At 66.0% G+C, this 14,767-nt stretch carries 12 protein-coding genes; 5 read left to right on the top strand and 7 right to left on the bottom strand.

Annotated elements, in window-relative coordinates; translation table 11 throughout:
- The 3 genes from ORK51_RS17690 to ORK51_RS17680 form a co-directional block, all read left to right on the top strand.
- Positions 1-918 (top strand): cation diffusion facilitator family transporter (locus ORK51_RS17690; RefSeq protein WP_266086238.1); only part of this gene is annotated, 918 nt, incomplete at its 5' end.
- Positions 919-1,003: 85 nt separating this feature from the next.
- On the top strand, positions 1,004-1,744 hold the full coding sequence (locus ORK51_RS17685) for an SOS response-associated peptidase (RefSeq protein ID WP_266086236.1): 741 nt from the start codon (positions 1,004-1,006) through the stop codon (positions 1,742-1,744).
- 148 nt (positions 1,745-1,892) lie between these two features.
- Positions 1,893-2,063 carry a CsbD family protein gene (locus ORK51_RS17680; protein ID WP_019184192.1) on the top strand — a complete coding sequence of 57 codons (171 nt, stop codon included), beginning with the start codon at positions 1,893-1,895 and terminating at the stop codon, positions 2,061-2,063.
- Positions 2,064-2,300: 237 nt separating this feature from the next.
- On the opposite strand, the gene ORK51_RS17675 is transcribed toward ORK51_RS17680, so the two are convergent.
- Entirely contained in the window at positions 2,301-3,224 is a 924-nt protein-coding gene (locus tag ORK51_RS17675) for an NAD(P)/FAD-dependent oxidoreductase (RefSeq protein WP_266086233.1), read from the bottom strand.
- Between the two features lie 130 nt (positions 3,225-3,354).
- On the opposite strand from ORK51_RS17675, the gene ORK51_RS17670 reads away from it, so the two are divergent.
- Together ORK51_RS17670 and ORK51_RS17665 are read left to right on the top strand one after the other, a co-directional pair.
- Positions 3,355-4,401, top strand: a complete 1,047-nt coding sequence (locus ORK51_RS17670; protein WP_266086231.1) for a DUF6624 domain-containing protein — start codon at positions 3,355-3,357, stop codon at positions 4,399-4,401.
- A gap of 137 nt (positions 4,402-4,538) precedes the next feature.
- Positions 4,539-6,893: an arylsulfatase gene (locus ORK51_RS17665; RefSeq protein WP_323054101.1), complete on the top strand. Its 2,355-nt coding sequence runs from the start codon at positions 4,539-4,541 to the stop codon at positions 6,891-6,893.
- A gap of 323 nt (positions 6,894-7,216) precedes the next feature.
- Here ORK51_RS17665 and ORK51_RS17660 read toward each other — a convergent pair whose 3' ends face one another.
- The 6 genes from ORK51_RS17660 to ORK51_RS17635 all read right to left on the bottom strand — a co-directional run bounded on the left by ORK51_RS17660 (position 7,217) and on the right by ORK51_RS17635 (position 14,647).
- The gene (locus ORK51_RS17660; RefSeq protein WP_070425379.1) at positions 7,217-7,633 is read right to left on the bottom strand and encodes a hypothetical protein; all 417 of its coding nucleotides are present in this window, start codon (positions 7,631-7,633) and stop codon (positions 7,217-7,219) included.
- 162 nt (positions 7,634-7,795) lie between these two features.
- Positions 7,796-9,073 carry a beta-ketoacyl-ACP synthase II gene (gene fabF, locus ORK51_RS17655; protein ID WP_266086229.1) on the bottom strand — a complete coding sequence of 426 codons (1,278 nt, stop codon included), beginning with the start codon at positions 9,071-9,073 and terminating at the stop codon, positions 7,796-7,798.
- 36 nt (positions 9,074-9,109) lie between these two features.
- On the bottom strand, positions 9,110-12,175 hold the full coding sequence (locus ORK51_RS17650; RefSeq protein ID WP_266086227.1) for an efflux RND transporter permease subunit: 3,066 nt from the start codon (positions 12,173-12,175) through the stop codon (positions 9,110-9,112).
- The gene (locus ORK51_RS17645; RefSeq protein WP_266086225.1) at positions 12,172-13,284 is read right to left on the bottom strand and encodes an efflux RND transporter periplasmic adaptor subunit; all 1,113 of its coding nucleotides are present in this window, start codon (positions 13,282-13,284) and stop codon (positions 12,172-12,174) included. Before ORK51_RS17645 ends, ORK51_RS17650 begins: the two co-directional genes overlap by 4 nt.
- A gap of 65 nt (positions 13,285-13,349) precedes the next feature.
- Positions 13,350-13,976 carry a TetR/AcrR family transcriptional regulator gene (locus tag ORK51_RS17640; RefSeq protein ID WP_266086223.1) on the bottom strand — a complete coding sequence of 209 codons (627 nt, stop codon included), beginning with the start codon at positions 13,974-13,976 and terminating at the stop codon, positions 13,350-13,352.
- 89 nt (positions 13,977-14,065) lie between these two features.
- The gene (locus tag ORK51_RS17635; RefSeq protein ID WP_070425384.1) at positions 14,066-14,647 is read right to left on the bottom strand and encodes a TetR family transcriptional regulator; all 582 of its coding nucleotides are present in this window, start codon (positions 14,645-14,647) and stop codon (positions 14,066-14,068) included.
- Positions 14,648-14,767 lie beyond the last annotated feature (120 nt).

Below are 14,767 nucleotides of genomic sequence, written 5' to 3'. Positions count from 1 at the left end.
CTCGCCGGCAACCTGGCCATCGCCATCGCCAAGTTCGTCGCCGCCGGCATCTCCGGCAGTTCGGCCATGCTCAGCGAGGGCGTCCACTCGCTGGTGGATACCATCAACGAGCTGCTGCTGTTGTACGGCCTGCGTCGGGCCGAGCAGAAGCCGGACACCCTGCATCCCTTCGGCCATGGGCGGGAACTGTATTTCTGGAGCTTCATCGTGGCGCTGCTGGTGTTCGCCGCCGGTGCGGGCGTCTCGGCGTATGAAGGCATCCAGCACATCCGCAACCCGGAGCCGGCCACCAACCACCTGATCAGCTACATCGTGCTGGGCATCTCGCTCGTCTTCGAAGGCACCTCGTGGTGGATCGCGCTGCGCGAATTCCGCGCCACCAAGGGTTCATTGGGCTACTTCGAGGCATTCCGCCGCAGCAAGGATCCCTCCACGTTCACGGTGCTGCTGGAAGACAGCGCCGCCCTGCTCGGCCTGGGCTTCGCGCTGGTCGGCCTGCTCGCCGCGCAGCTGCTGGACATGCCCATCCTTGATGGCGTCGCTTCGCTGTGCATCGCCGGTGTGCTGGCGGTCACTGCCTTCCTGCTTGCACGCGAAACCAAGGGGCTGCTGGTGGGCGAACCGGCGCACCCAAGCGTTGCCAAGCGCATTCTCGCCGTGGCCAACACCGATGCCGACCTGCGCCGTGCCAATGGCGTGACCACCATGCAGATGGGACCCGAACAGGTCGTGGCGATGCTGAGTGCCGAGTTCGAAGATGATCGCACCACGCCGCAGATCGAGGCGTGCATCACCCGGATCGAGAAAGCCGTGAAGGCCGAGTATCCCGAGCTGGTCGCCCTGTTCGTCAAGCCGCAGACGCCAGAAGTGTTCCAGGCGCGGCGGGCCGCGTTGGCCGAGCCGCATCCGGACACATGAGCGCCGAGCACAGCAGGCAGCGCCCGGGTGAGCAACGCCGGCGCTGCCTACGAGGCCGTCACGGATATCGTCGGATGCTCGGCCCATGCGCCGTTTCGCACAAGCCATCGCCGACACCGAGTCACTTCCCGCCGGACTGCCTGCCGCGCTGGCGCGAACGCTGGCTGCCGGCCCGGACCACTACAACATCGCCAAGGGCAGCGTGGCCACGGTGCTGGCGCGCGACCACGACGGCTCCATTGCCGTGGCCGACATGGTGTGGGGGCTGGTGCCGCGCTGGTCCAAGGAACCGGCCACGCCCTATACAACGGTGACCGCACGGCTGGAGCGCGCGCCACGCAGCCGCATCTACGCGCAGGCCTGGGCGCAGCGCCCGTGCGTGCTGCCCATGACCGGGTATTACAAATGGGACCGCGCGCGCCGGCCGCCGTGGCCGCTGTTCGTGCAGCGCAAGGACGGGCGTGTCCTGCTCGCCGCCGGCCTATGGGAACACTGGGAAAGCGAGGATGGCCAGCAGCTGGACAGCTTCACGGTCCTGACCGGGCCGAACCACGCGATCCCTGCCCCGCTCACGCCGGATGGACCGATCTTCATTGCACCGGCCGCCGCACTGGACTGGTTGAGCGGCGCCTTCAAAACGCCCGCGGCGCTGAACGCCCGCGCCACTACGCCCGCACTGGAGGCCTATCCGGTCAGCCGCGTGTTTCGTGATCCCGCGCGCGACGATTACACGCTGTTGGAACCTGTCGATCCGGATGCCGCAGCCACCGCCGAACCACCGCAATGGGATGGCGATGCGTGGGATGAGCGCGATGCGGATGAATGACGTGCAGCGCGCGTGAGCGTCAACCTTTCCGGCGCTTGAACGGATTCCGCGTCACCAGCGAATTTCACCTTCGCGCCACTGCCGCCCCGTCAGGGTGGAGATGCCCAGCAACCCGGGCCCTCTCTCTAACTACATTGTGGAGTCAACCATGGACAAGAATCGCACTGAAGGCGCCAAGAACCAGGTCAAGGGCACCGTCAAGGAAGTCGTGGGCAAGGTCACCGGCGACAAGACGAAGGAAGTGGAAGGCAAGATCCAGAAGGGTGTGGGCGAAGTGCAGAGCGACGTGGGCAAGGCCCGCGACGACGCGCGCCGCTGAGTCTCATCCCACGGCTCTCTGACCGCATCAGCGGCAGAGGGCAGTGGGAGGTCAGCTGAGCGCAGTATCAGGTCAGCTGAGCGCAGTATTACGGGTGTTCTTGCTCTGCCATGCCTTCCATCAGCCGTGTTCTCCACCGGCGTAGGCGATCCGCCCCCTGAGAAACAGCGCGGCATGGAACAAAGCACGGCTGCTCCAATCCCGCTTCTTCCAACAACGCGACATCTTCCTCGGGCGCTATTCCAAGAGCCCCATCAGGGAGTGGTGCACCGCCACGCCCGCCAGCGCGCCCTCGCCCACTGCCAGCGCGATGCTGCCTGCCATCCGGGCCGCGTCGCCGCAGGCAAACACGCCCGGTACCGTGGTCTGCTTGGCCGAATCGGTGGTGATGCACCCGCCATCCTTGAGCTCGCAGCCCAATTGCTCGGCCAGATCACTGGACAACCGCGAATGCGGTGAAATGAACAGCGCATCCACCTCCACCCGGCGCCCGTCGGCGAGCACCACGGTAGCGCTCTCTTCCACCGCGCGTACGCGGGTCGATTCGACCACGACGCCGCACGCGTCCAGCCGTGCACGCTGTGCGGGATCGATCCTCGCGGAGGCTTCGCTGCAGAACAGCGTGATGTTGCCCCAGTCGCACAGCAGCAGCGCCTGCGCCGCGCCACCATCCTTCGCGCAGCCGATCACCCCGATGCGCCCTTCGAACACCTCGTAGCCGTGGCAGTACGGGCAATGAAAAACGCTCCGGCCCCAACGTTCGCCGATGCCTTGGATGTCGGGCAGATCATCGGTTACGCCGTACGCCAGGATCACCCGATCCGCCAGAAACGCCTGGCCGGCGTCCACCTCGACCCGGAAGGTTCGGCCCTCTTTCGATGCAGGTACCGTTGCCGTAGCAGAACGGGCAATACCGGCGAGCCAGGTCAACGTGGGATAGCGCAACAACTCTTCGCGGGCCTGGGAAGCGATATCCGCCGGCGGCAGCCCCTCCCGCCCAAGGAACCCATGCGCGACGCGCGCATTCCGGTTGCGCGGCGCCCCCCCGTCGATGATGAGTACTTTGCGGCGGGCACGCACAAGCTGCAGCGCGGCGGACATGCCCGCGTAGCTGCCACCGATGATGATGACGTCGTAACGATGGGGAGGCAGATCGGCCATGGCGCTGTCCCGGGCGTTGGGAGAGTGACGAATGCGCCAGAGTGCGGGAGCCTGGATCAACGCCGTGCGTGCTGCGCGTGAGCCTGGGCATCACACCACCCGCACGATCCGGCGGGCTGGAGGGACCGGCATGTTCTTCGACTGCTACTGCCCACGCCGTGATCGCACCGCTTCGGCTCGCGCACGCCAGGTTGAATTCCGGGGGCTGAAGCCGCTACGTTGTCGGTGCGTTCATCAAGGAAGATCACCCATGCACGGAAGGCCAATACGACCCATAGCAACCCGGGCGGCAACGCTGACGGTCGCCCTGTTCGCCGCTGCCGCGGCTGCCGCCGCCGAGCCGGCCAGCTTCTTCACCGCGCTGGATGCCTACGGCAACAACGACTACGCCGCCTGCGGCGCCACCTTGAGTGACCTGTACACGCACGGCATCCCCTTCCCCGACGGAGGCGAGCTGCTGCTGATCGAATGCACGGCGGCAGCCGGCGATCATGCCGCGGCGTTTGCGTACGTCGATGCGCTGCTCGCCAGTGGTCGCCTGCCACTGGAGGACCTGCGGACCAAACAGCGTCCCGGGCTGAATGCGCTGCGCGCCGATCCCGCATGGCCAGCGGTGCTGCAGCGGGTCATCGCCGAAGAAAAGAAGCACGAGGCGCTGCGCGATGCGCCGTTGAGGCAGGCCTTGCTCGCACGCGAGGCAAAGGACCAGACCGCGCAACATGCCGCCATCGCCGCTGGTGGCGGCGATGCGTGGCGGCAGACGGCGCCGGTGAGCGAAGCCAATGCAACGTGGTTGAAAGCCGTGATCGCCGAAAAGGGGTGGCCAGGCACCACGCGGGTCGGCCGCGACGGGGCCAAAGCCGCATGGCTGATCGTGCAGCACGCCGATCATGACCCCGCGTTCCAGGCGCAGGCGTTGGCGTTGATGCAGACCGCCGCCGAGACCGGCGATGCCGACGCCGCGGATGTAGCGCTGCTGACCGACCGGGTGCTAATAGCGCAGGGCAAGCCGCAGCGTTACGGCACGCAGTTCAAGAGCGCCGCCGACGGCGTGATGGAGCTTCAGCCCACCGAAGACATGCAGACCCTCGACGCCCGGCGGCGCGCGGTGGGACTCCAGCCTCTGGAGGCCTACAAGGCAATGCTCTCGGACAGCTACGGAAAACCGGTGAGATAGGTTGGCCGGCCACCGGCGGTAAATCGACCCGGCGCGCCGCCGCCAGTACTTCTACCTAGGCCGTGGCCCGTCTATTTTCGGGTGCCAACACAGACCCCGCTGGCCACACTGGGGCCTCAGTCCATCGAGGCGTGACCATGAGCCAGGAACTCCCCGGCAGCATCCTTCCGATCCCCGACCAGGCCTACCAGGGCCCCCTGTCGTTCGACGCGAAAAAACTTGGGGTCAAGCTTCCTCCCATCACGGCCAAGCGCCCGCCGGACGGCGCACCCAATGTCCTGCTGATCATGTTCGACGATGTTGGCTTCGGCGCCGCCAGCGCGTTCGGCGGCCCCGTGCATACGCCCACTGCCGATCGGCTGGCCAATAGCGGCCTGCGCTACACCCGCTTCCACACCACCGCCCTGTGCTCGCCCACGCGCGCCGCGCTGCTCTCCGGCCGCAACCACCACGCGGTGGCCATGGGCCACATCACCGAGACCGCCACCCCCGCGCCGGGCTATCGTTCGACACGGCCCAACTCGGTCACGCCGCTGCCGGAAATCCTGCGCCAGAACGGCTACAACACCGCCCAGTTCGGCAAGTGCCACGAAGTGCCGGTGTGGGAGTCCGGACCAACCGGCCCGTTCGACCATTGGCCGGCCTTCAGTGGCTTCGAGCGTTTCTACGGCTTCATCGGCGGTGAAACCAACCAGTGGACGCCCGCACTGGTCGATGGCGTCTCTGCCGTGGAGGCGCCGCTGGATCCGGACTACCACCTGATGCCGGACCTGGCCGACAAGGCCATCGACTATGTCCGCCTGCAGAAGAGCCTGACGCCGGACAAACCTTTCTTCGTGTACTTCGCACCCGGAGCGACGCACGCCCCGCACCACGTCCCGAAGGACTGGATCGCCAAGTACAAAGGCGCGTTCGATCAGGGCTGGGATGCCATGCGCACCGCTACCTTCGCGCGCCAGCGCGAGCTGGGTGTCATCCCCGCCGATGCCGTGCTCACCCCGCGGCCGGAGGGCATTCCGGCGTGGGAGGACATGCCGGCCGAACTCAAGCCGATCCTCGCGCATCAGATGGAAGTCTATGCCGCCTTCCTCGCGTACGCCGACCACCATACCGGCCGCGTGATCGACGCGCTGGAGGAACTAGGCGTTCTCGACGACACGCTGGTGTACTTCATCATCGGCGACAACGGCGCCTCCGCCGAGGGCGGCATCAACGGCGCCTTCATGCTCACCACCGCCTCCAACGGGGGCGCCGAGTACGAGACCGCAGCATTCTGGCAGCAGCACCTGGACGAGGTGGGCGGACCCACGGCCTACAACCACTACGCCGTCGGTTGGGCGCATGCGCTGTGCACGCCCTACCAGTGGACCAAGCAGGTGGCCTCGCACTACGGCGGCACGCGCAACGGCACCATCGTGCATTGGCCGGCCCGGATAACCGGCAGTGGCGAACTGCGAAGCCAGTGGCATCACGTGATCGACGTGGCGCCGACCATCCTGGACCTCGCCGGGCTGGCACAGCCGCATACGGTCAACGGTGTCACCCAGGTACCGATGCACGGCGTTTCCATGGCCTACACCTTCAACGACGCCGATGCCGATGAGCGCCACCTCACCCAGTACTTCGAGATCATGGGCAACCGCGGCATCTACCACAACGGGTGGACCGCGCAGACCAAGCACCGCACCCCCTGGGATGTGGTGGCCAAGGGCGTGGATTTTTCGCAGGACGTCTGGGAACTGTATGACACGACCAAGGACTGGACCCAGGCCGACAACCTGGCCGCCGCGCAGCCGGACAAGCTGGCCGAGCTGCAGCAGCTGTTCCTGATCGAGGCGGTTCGCCACAATGTCCTGCCGATCGACGATCGCGCCGCCGAACGCATGAATCCCGAACTTGCCGGGCGTCCCACGCTGACCACCGGCGACAGCCTGCGGCTGTACCCCGGCATGACCCGCCTGGGCGAGAACGTGGCGATCAACGTCAAGAACCGTTCCTACGCGGTAACCGCGGAGATCGAAGCGCCCGCCAGTGGCACGCTCAACGGCGTGATCGTCGCCCAGGGCGGACGCACCGGTGGCTGGTCGTTCTTTGCCGAAAACGGCAAGCTGGGCTACCACTACAACCATTGCGGACTGCTGCGGACGACGGTGCTGTCCGAGGCCGACATCGGCACCGGCCGCCATCAGGTGCGGATGGAATTCGCCTACGCGGGCGGCGGCATCGGGCGCGGTGGCACGGTCACCCTGTACATCGACGGGAAAGCTTCAGGCACCGGCGAGGTGGAGCGTACCCATCCGCTGTACTACTCCTTCGATGAGGGCCTGGACGTGGGCATCGACACCGGCATGCCGGTGTATGAGGGCTATGTGACCGAGCGCGGCAGGTTCAACGGGGTCATCCACTGGGCGGAGATCCAGCTGGATCAGGATGACCATTCGCACATGATCGATCCGGAGGCGCATCTTGAGGCGGTGATGCGGCACCAGTAGCGGCCGAGCTGACAGGGCCGTCAGGGACCGCCCGGCGCCGGGCGGGAGGCCGGGCGTGGGCGTGGGAGCGCCCTGATCTACCCGGCACGCCTTCAAGCGGCGGGCGAATACAGAGCGGATGGAGGTAGGTGTGCGGGTCATGGCAACAAGCATGACCCGGACCTACGCTGAACGTAAATCACGTTCAACGTACTCCGGGTACAAGGCCCGAAACGTCATCGGCGCCACTGCCCTTCCATAGCGCGTTTCGGACATCGACCTTCCGGTCGACCATGGTCGACGTGTCGACACTTCCCGTGAGGAAGCCCTTCCCAGGACACGGGTCAGAGCCTGATGTTCATCTCCCCGGATGCTTCGTTCCGACCCATCGGTGAACGCGGTATGTGCAGGGACACAGGTGGATGGGACCCGCCGTCAACAGCCATCGTCGACATCTCTGGAGAAACCGTGCTGCTCTGTTGAAGACCTTCCTGCACCGCTGCAAGCAATCGGCTGGCACAGCGCACAGCGCTTCCCAGGGCCGGGTCCAGCCCGACGAGGTAGACGAAGCAGCCATCGAACTTCGCCGACGCGGTCTCCAAGCCCTCTGAATACGCCATCTCCCGTTTGAGCGCCTTGAACCAGCGCTTGGGTGGCTCGGCGGCCAGCTCGATCACGACGGCAGCTTCGCCGAAGCCCAGCGGCATCGCTTCGATCTTCAGCACCTGGGGGTTTGACGGGGTCTTTTGTCTGGCGGCCATTGCCCTTCTCCTCTGGAACAATGACGGAAAAGTATCCTCAGCAGGCGCCAAGAGCGCGTCAAAATCTGCTGACCGCCGGCGCTGTTTCTCTGCAACTGCAGTGGCGCTGCGTAGCCGCGCAGGAAAAGCGCGACGGCGGCATCGCCTCTGGACTGACGGTGCTCACAGGCGCCGGAACAGCGCACTGGCATTCACTCCGCCAAACCCGAACCCGTTGGTCAGGGCGTATGCGATGTCCGCTTGTCGGGGCACACCGCCTACGATCGAGAGCCCTTCTGCCAGCGGATCCGGTTGGACCAGGTTGAGCGTCGCGGGGGCGACCTGATCACGCAGGGCAAGCACGGTAAAGATGGCCTCGATGCCGCCTGCCGCCCCGAGCAGATGGCCGGTACTCGACTTGGTGGCGGAAATCAGAAGGTCGCCACGGGTGCCGAACAAGGAACGCATGGCGGCAAGCTCCGCCCGATCCCCGACCTGGGTCGAGGTTGCGTGGGCGTTGATGTGGTCGACCTGCCCAGCGCAAATGCCCGCCTGCGCCAACGCGATCTCCATCGCGCGGCGTGCCCCGCTGCCGTCGTCAGGGCCGGCGGTCAGGTGGTACGCATCCGCGGTCGTACCGTAGCCGACCAGTTCGGCCAGCGGCCTGGCGCCCCGCGACAGGGCGTGATCCAGGCGCTCGATCACCAGCAACCCGGCGCCTTCGGACATGACGAACCCGTCCCGCTGCGTGTCAAACGGGCGGGAGGCGGCTGTGGGTGTGTCGTTGAATGCGGTGCTGAGCGCCTTGGCAGCGGCGAAGCCGCCCAGGCTGACGCGGTGCATCGCCGCTTCCGCACCGCCGCACAATGCGATATCCGCTTCGCCGGACCGGATCAGGCGCGCCGCATCACCGATGGCCTGCACGCCCGCCGCGCAGGCGGTAACCGGCGCGCCCTGTGGGCCCTTGAACCCGTACCGGATCGACGCCTGCCCCGCCGCCATGTTGGCCAGGAAGGTGGGTGCAGTGAAGGGCGACAACCGGCCAGGCCCACGGCTTTCGGTGGTGTGGACCGCATTGACGATGGAACCAAACCCACCGATCCCCGTCGCGATCACGGTCGCCGTTCGCAGCAGGCCACGCTTATCGGCCGCGTTCCACTCTGCCTGCGCGAGCGCTTCGTGGGCGGCCACCAACGCGAACTCGACAAACCGGTCCATCTTCTTCAGATCTTTCGGCGCGATGATGCCGCCGGAATCGAAGCCCGCCTCAGGATCCTGTTCCCGGTCGGGCACGCGGCCGCCTACGTTGCAGTCCGTTCCGGCCGACAGCGCCTCGCCCAGCGGGCCAATCCCGGAGCGTCCCGCCAGCAGGCGCGACCACACTGTTTCCACTCCGCACCCGAGGGGGCTCACCACGCCCATCCCGGTCACCACGATGCGATCTTTCTCGGCAATGCGCATAACTCACTTCCCATATAAAAGAGGTCCCTGCCGCACTCAGGCAACACGAGGCGTTTCCGCTCGGACCTTGAACCAGATGGCATACATCGCCGGCAGGAACACCAGCGTCATCACGGTGCCGGCGATGGTGCCGCCAATCAACGTGTAGGCAAGCGTTCCCCAGAACACCGAATGGGTCAGGGGAATGAACGCAAGCACCGCCGCCAGGGAAGTCAGAATCACCGGGCGTGCGCGCTGGACGGTCGCCTCGATGATCGCGTGGAAGGTCGCCATCCCTGCCATTTCGTTCTCGTGGATCTGGCCGATCAGAATGAGGGTGTTGCGCATCAGGATGCCCGACAGCGCAATGAGTCCCACCAATGCGTTGATGCCAAACGGCTGCTGGAACAGCAGCAGGGTCGGCACCACGCCGATCAGGCCCAAGGGGCTGGTCATGAAGACCATGATCATGGCGGAGATGGAGCGCACCTGCAGGATGATGATCAGCAAGGTGACCGCCAGCATGATCGGGAACAGCGGCAGCATGGCGCTCATCGCCTTGCCGGATTCTTCAATGGAACCGGCCTGGGCAATGGCGTAGCCGTCAGGCAGCGACGCGATGAGCGGCGCAAGCTGCTTGCTGATGGCCGCTGATACGTCCGGTGGCTGCAACGCATCGTCGATATCACCCCGTACGGTGATGGTCGGCACACGGTCGCGCCGACGCAGCACCGGCTCTTCCATGCGAACCTCAACGGCACCGATCTGCGACAGCGGCACGCGCTGGCCAGCGGCGCCAACCAAGGTGAAATCCGCAATACGCGCGGGGTCCAGGCGTGTGTCCCCGCCCGATCGAGCGACCACCTCCACGGTCCGGATGTCCTCACGAACGGCGGTGACCGGCACCCCGCTCAGGAAGAACTGCAACTGCTGCGATACCGACGCCGAGGTCATGCCCATCGCCTGCAGGCGGTCCTGGTCCAGCGTGAAGTGCAGCGTGGGCGTGCGCACACCCCAGTCGGTGTTCACGGTCCGCATCATCGGGCTGGCATGCATGATCTGCTCCACCTTGGCCGCAATGCCACGGATGACATCCGGATCCGGACCGCTGACCCGATACGCCACCGGATACGGCGAGTAAGGCCCGAACACCAGCTGCGTCACGCGCACGCGGGCTTCGGGCGCCAGGCCCTCTGCCACGGCCTGGCGAAGCCTCGCCTTCAGCGCATCGCGCTGTTCCTGGCTGTCGGTGCGAACCACGATCTTGGCAAACGCAGGGTCCGGCAGCTCCGGCGAAATGGCGAGGTAGAAGCGCGGCGCACCCTGGCCGATGTAGGCCGTGACGATCTTCGATTCCGCCTGCGCCGACAGCCACGTTTCGACCTTCCTGGCCGCCAGGCTGGTCTGTTCGATGGCGGTGCCATAGGGCATCTGCACCTCGACCAGTACCTCCGGGCGATCGGAAATGGGGAAGAACTGCTTCTTCACCGCCCCCATGCCAGCCACCGAAAGCACGAACAGGCCGATCACCGACCCTGCGGCGAGCCACTTGCGCGCAATCACACGCGCCAGGATCGAACGGAAGCGGTTGTAGCGCGGCGTGTCGTAGAGACTGCTGTGACCGCCCTCCACTGCCTTCAGGTCAGGCAGAAGCTTCACGCCCAGGTACGGCGTGAAGAACACCGCGACTACCCACGACACGATCAGCGCAATGCCGACGATCCAGAACATGTTGCTGGTGTATTCACCGGCGGTGGACCGGGCAAAGCCATTGGGCATGAAGCCCACGGCCGTCACCAGGGTGCCGGCCAGCATGGGCGCTGCCGTATGACTCCACGCGTAGGCCGATGCCTTGACCCGGCTGTAGCCCTCCTCCATCTTCACCACCATCATTTCGATGGCAATGATCGCGTCGTCGACCAGCAACCCCAGGGCCAGGATCAGCGAGCCCAGCGTGATGCGGTCAAAATTCTTTCCGGTGGCCGCCATCACCAGGAACACAGTGGCCAGCGTCAGCGGTACGGCAGCTGCCACCACGATGCCTACCCGCCAGCCCATGCTGACGAAGCACACCACCATCACCACCAGCAGCGCGACGAAGAACTTCATCATGAACTCGTCCACCGACGCGCTGATGTTCACCGCCTGGTCGGTGACCTTCTCCAAGGCCATCCCCACCGGGAGGCCGTCGTTGATCTTCTTGACCTCGGTGTCGAGCGAGGCGCCCAGATCCAGGCCGTTCCAGCCGTCACGCATGACGATCCCCAGCAGCATGGCCGGCTCGCCCCCGTTGCGGATCATGAAGGTCGACGGATCATCATAGCCACGCTTCACGGTGGCGATGTCCTGCAACTTCAGTGTTCTGCCCTGCGCAACGATGGGGGTATCGCGGATCTTCTGCAGCTGATCCAGCGCGCCGTCGAGGCGGATGAAGATCTGCGGGCCCTTGGCCTCCACGGAGCCGGCGGGCGTCAACGCGTTCTGGCCGTTCAGCGCCGCGAACACTGCCTGCGGCGTGATCCCCAGGTTTGCCAGGCGTTCGTGGGAAAGTTCCACATAGATCCGCTCGGACTGCTCGCCAATGATGTTGACCTTCTTGACGCCGGGAACATGCAGCAGGCGCTGACGAAGGGTTTCGGCGTCGCGTGCAAGCACGCGGAATGGTTCGCCCTTGGCCTTCAATGCGAACAGCGCAAACGTGACATCGGCATATTCGTCATTGACCATCGGGCCGATCACGCCTGCGGGCAGGTTCGCGGCTTCGTCGGCCATCTTCTTGCGCGCCTGGTAGAACTCCTCCTGCACCGCGGACGGGGGCGTGCCGTCCTGCAGGGTCAGCGTGGTGAACGACAAGCCGGGACGCGTATACGTTTCACTGCGGTCATACCAGCGCAGCTCCTGCAGGCGCTTTTCCAGCTTCTCGGCCACCTGGTCCTGCATCTCCGTGGGCGTGGCCCCCGGCCAGGCCGTCACCACGGTCATCACCTTCACGGTGAATGCCGGGTCTTCTGCGCGGCCCAACTGGAAGAACGACACGATGCCGGCAACCGAGACCAGGAAGATCAGAAAAACCGTGATGGCGCGCTCGCGCACCGCAAGCGCCGACAGGTTGAACCCACTCACGGGTGGGCTCCCTTGCCCGCTGTGGCGGTGGCCGTGGCGGTATCGGCCAGACGAACCACCTGCCCTTCGTGGAGCAGGTGCGCGCCCAGCGCGGCCACGCGGTCGGATGCTTTCAACGCGCCCTCAACCAGGGCCAGGTCGTCCCCCAGCCGCTTGACCACTACCGGCGTCCAACGGGCGCTGGGTGGCTCGCCCCCGATGACCCAGACGCCGGTTCCGGTGCCAGGATCAAACACCGCGCCCAACGGGACCTCAACGCCCCCCGCCTCACCTGCGGTGCCTTCAACCGCTACCGTCACGGTAGACCCCAGCGGCAATGCGGTGTTGCCGTCCTCCAGGGTGTAGCGGGCTTCAAAGGTGCGGGTTGCAGGGTCTGCCGATTCGGAGAGCACGCGCAACCGTGCCGGCATCGAAACGCGCGCACCAAACAACGACGCCGATGCGGCCGAGCCGATCTGCGGGCGAAGCGTCTCGGGCAGTTGGACCACGGCTTCCCGACTGCCCGCACGGGCAAGCCGGGCGACGATCTGCCCCGCCGCCACTACCTGGCCGGGCTCGGCCAGAACGGCCATGACCACCCCATCGGCATCGGCAACAAGCGAGGTGTACTGACTGGCGTTGCGTGCCACCCGGGCCTGGGCGTCGGCCGCCCTGAGCTGCGCAGCCGCCGCGTCTGCCGCCGCCTTCATCTGATCGTAGGCCGAGCGCGACACCACGCCCTTGGCTGCCAGGTCGCGATAGCGCGCCTCGTCGGCCGTGGCCTGCACGCTCTGCGCACGGGCCGCGATGACGGCCTGCTGCTGGGAAGCGGCAGCCAGGTTCAGGTCGAGCGGATCCATCCGATAGAGCACGTCGCCGCGCTTGACCGTCTGCCCCGTCTCAACGCGGCGCTCAGTGACCTTGCCTCCCACCCGGAAGGCCAGATCGCTCTGCACCCGTGCGGCGATGGTGCCGGTAAAGGTGCGCGCGTTTCCCGCGCCCGGCTGCACCTGCGCCACCCGGACGATCGGCGGCGCGGTCCGGGGGTCGCTTTCACCCGGCTTGCTGCAGGCCACAAGGAACAACGGAACAACACAGGAAATGGCTGTGAGTACAGAACGGCGCCGCATACGGTCTTCCGGAGTGGGGTATCCGGGCGCATTCTGTTCCTAGTGACCAATCCAGTCAATAGTCACTAAGATGGAATCGCAAGGCTCCGCAGGACCAGTTGGTGCAACGCCTCAGGCGCTTCCGCATGCAGGGCCGATACGTGGGGCAGCGTCACCGGGTTCAGGTAAGGCACCAGAACCTGGTAGACGGCGCGGCTGGTGTCGCCCAACGGTGTCGTGCTCTCGAACACCCCGGCAGCGCGACCTTCCTGGACAATGTCCTCCACCCGCTGGCGGATGCGGTGCTTGTACGCCTGGACGGAGGGCCAATCGTCCGTCGCGGCCGCGACCGCGATCTCATACAGTCGCCGGTCCTGGAGGAACAGGCGAAGACTGGACGCCACAATCACGGTGAACAGCGCGCGGAGCCTCTCCGGCGGCGCCTGGATCCCTTCCAACGCGTCATCTACATCGCGTTCGATCTGGCTGAGGCAGTTGGCGCAGATCACCTCACCGATCGCCTGCTTGGAGGTAAAGAACTTGTAGATGTACGCCTTGGAAAAGCCGATGGCTTTGGCCAGGTCGGACACCGTGGTCTTGTCGTAGCCGTAATGGCTGAAGTGCGCGGTGGCCGCCTCGATGATCTGGGTGCGCACATCGTGCTCGGCGGGGCCACGCCCGGCATCGGGCACTGCGGAGGTTGAAATAGACATACCGCAAGGGTAGCGCTGCCAGATAGAGCGGGCAAATAGTGACCAATCGGGTATGGGTTCACCATCGCATGGTGCTCGCCCGACACGCGTCAGGGCGCAGACGCCCCTGACATCCGCGCCAGCACATCCGCCCGGCAGACATCCAGAAGTTCGTCCGCCAGCGCCGAATCGTCCGGGCAGGACCGGGACAGCACCATCGCCCCGACAGCCTGGGCCATCAAGGCGATCCGCCGCGCGCGCGCCTGTTCGGCGGTGGCGGCGTCGGACTGCTCTTCCGGCGTGGAAGCAACCGCCAGCTGCGCCTCGATGCCTGCCGCAAAGGCCGCCTTGACCCCCGCCGGCTGACGCGCCGCGTCGGTGCACAGCGCTGCCATGGTGCAGCCCTGGCCTGGCGCGTCCCGGTGCTCGCGGGAAAGGTAGTAGCGCACGAAGCTCTCCCGGTCCGTGCAGGTCGCGGCCTCGGCCGATTTGGCCAGGCCGCAGCTCGCCGCCTCGGCCATCAGGTCGGCCTTCGACCCGAAGTGCTTGTAGAAGCCGCCGTGGGTGAAGCCGGCGGCCGCCATCAGATCGGCCACGCCCACGCCGTCGTAGCCCCGCTCCCGGAACAGCGTGGAGGCGGTGTCGACGATGTGCGCCCGGTTGGCCTGCGCCTGTGCCTTGGTGACCTTCATGACCCGGTCTCTCTTCGCGCTCTGCCTTGGTGAAGCGCACTTTACCACGATAGATGACCACCATCATCAAACCGTTGACATCTAAGATGACGGTCATCATCATTGCCGCGCACCGTCAGC

Source organism: Stenotrophomonas sp. RIT-551 (genome assembly GCF_026241915.1).
GTDB classification, from domain to species: domain Bacteria; phylum Pseudomonadota; class Gammaproteobacteria; order Xanthomonadales; family Xanthomonadaceae; genus Stenotrophomonas; species Stenotrophomonas bentonitica_A.
Note: the sequence above shows the minus strand (reverse complement) of the source record. Positions and strands in the feature narration are given on the sequence as shown.

What these genes read in the sequence shown, in the direction of transcription:
- ORK51_RS17685 (WP_266086236.1), top strand. Translation starts at nt 1,004, where the DNA reads ATGCGCCGTTTCGCACAAGCCATCGCCGACACCGAGTCACTTCCCGCC.
- ORK51_RS17680 (WP_019184192.1), top strand. Translation starts at nt 1,893, where the DNA reads ATGGACAAGAATCGCACTGAAGGCGCCAAGAACCAGGTCAAGGGCACC.
- ORK51_RS17675 (WP_266086233.1), bottom strand. Translation starts at nt 3,224, where the DNA reads ATGGCCGATCTGCCTCCCCATCGTTACGACGTCATCATCATCGGTGGC.
- ORK51_RS17670 (WP_266086231.1), top strand. Translation starts at nt 3,355, where the DNA reads ATGTTCTTCGACTGCTACTGCCCACGCCGTGATCGCACCGCTTCGGCT.
- ORK51_RS17665 (WP_323054101.1), top strand. Translation starts at nt 4,539, where the DNA reads ATGAGCCAGGAACTCCCCGGCAGCATCCTTCCGATCCCCGACCAGGCC.
- ORK51_RS17660 (WP_070425379.1), bottom strand. Translation starts at nt 7,633, where the DNA reads ATGGCCGCCAGACAAAAGACCCCGTCAAACCCCCAGGTGCTGAAGATC.
- fabF (WP_266086229.1), bottom strand. Translation starts at nt 9,073, where the DNA reads ATGCGCATTGCCGAGAAAGATCGCATCGTGGTGACCGGGATGGGCGTG.
- ORK51_RS17645 (WP_266086225.1), bottom strand. Translation starts at nt 13,284, where the DNA reads ATGCGGCGCCGTTCTGTACTCACAGCCATTTCCTGTGTTGTTCCGTTG.
- ORK51_RS17640 (WP_266086223.1), bottom strand. Translation starts at nt 13,976, where the DNA reads ATGTCTATTTCAACCTCCGCAGTGCCCGATGCCGGGCGTGGCCCCGCC.
- ORK51_RS17635 (WP_070425384.1), bottom strand. Translation starts at nt 14,647, where the DNA reads ATGAAGGTCACCAAGGCACAGGCGCAGGCCAACCGGGCGCACATCGTC.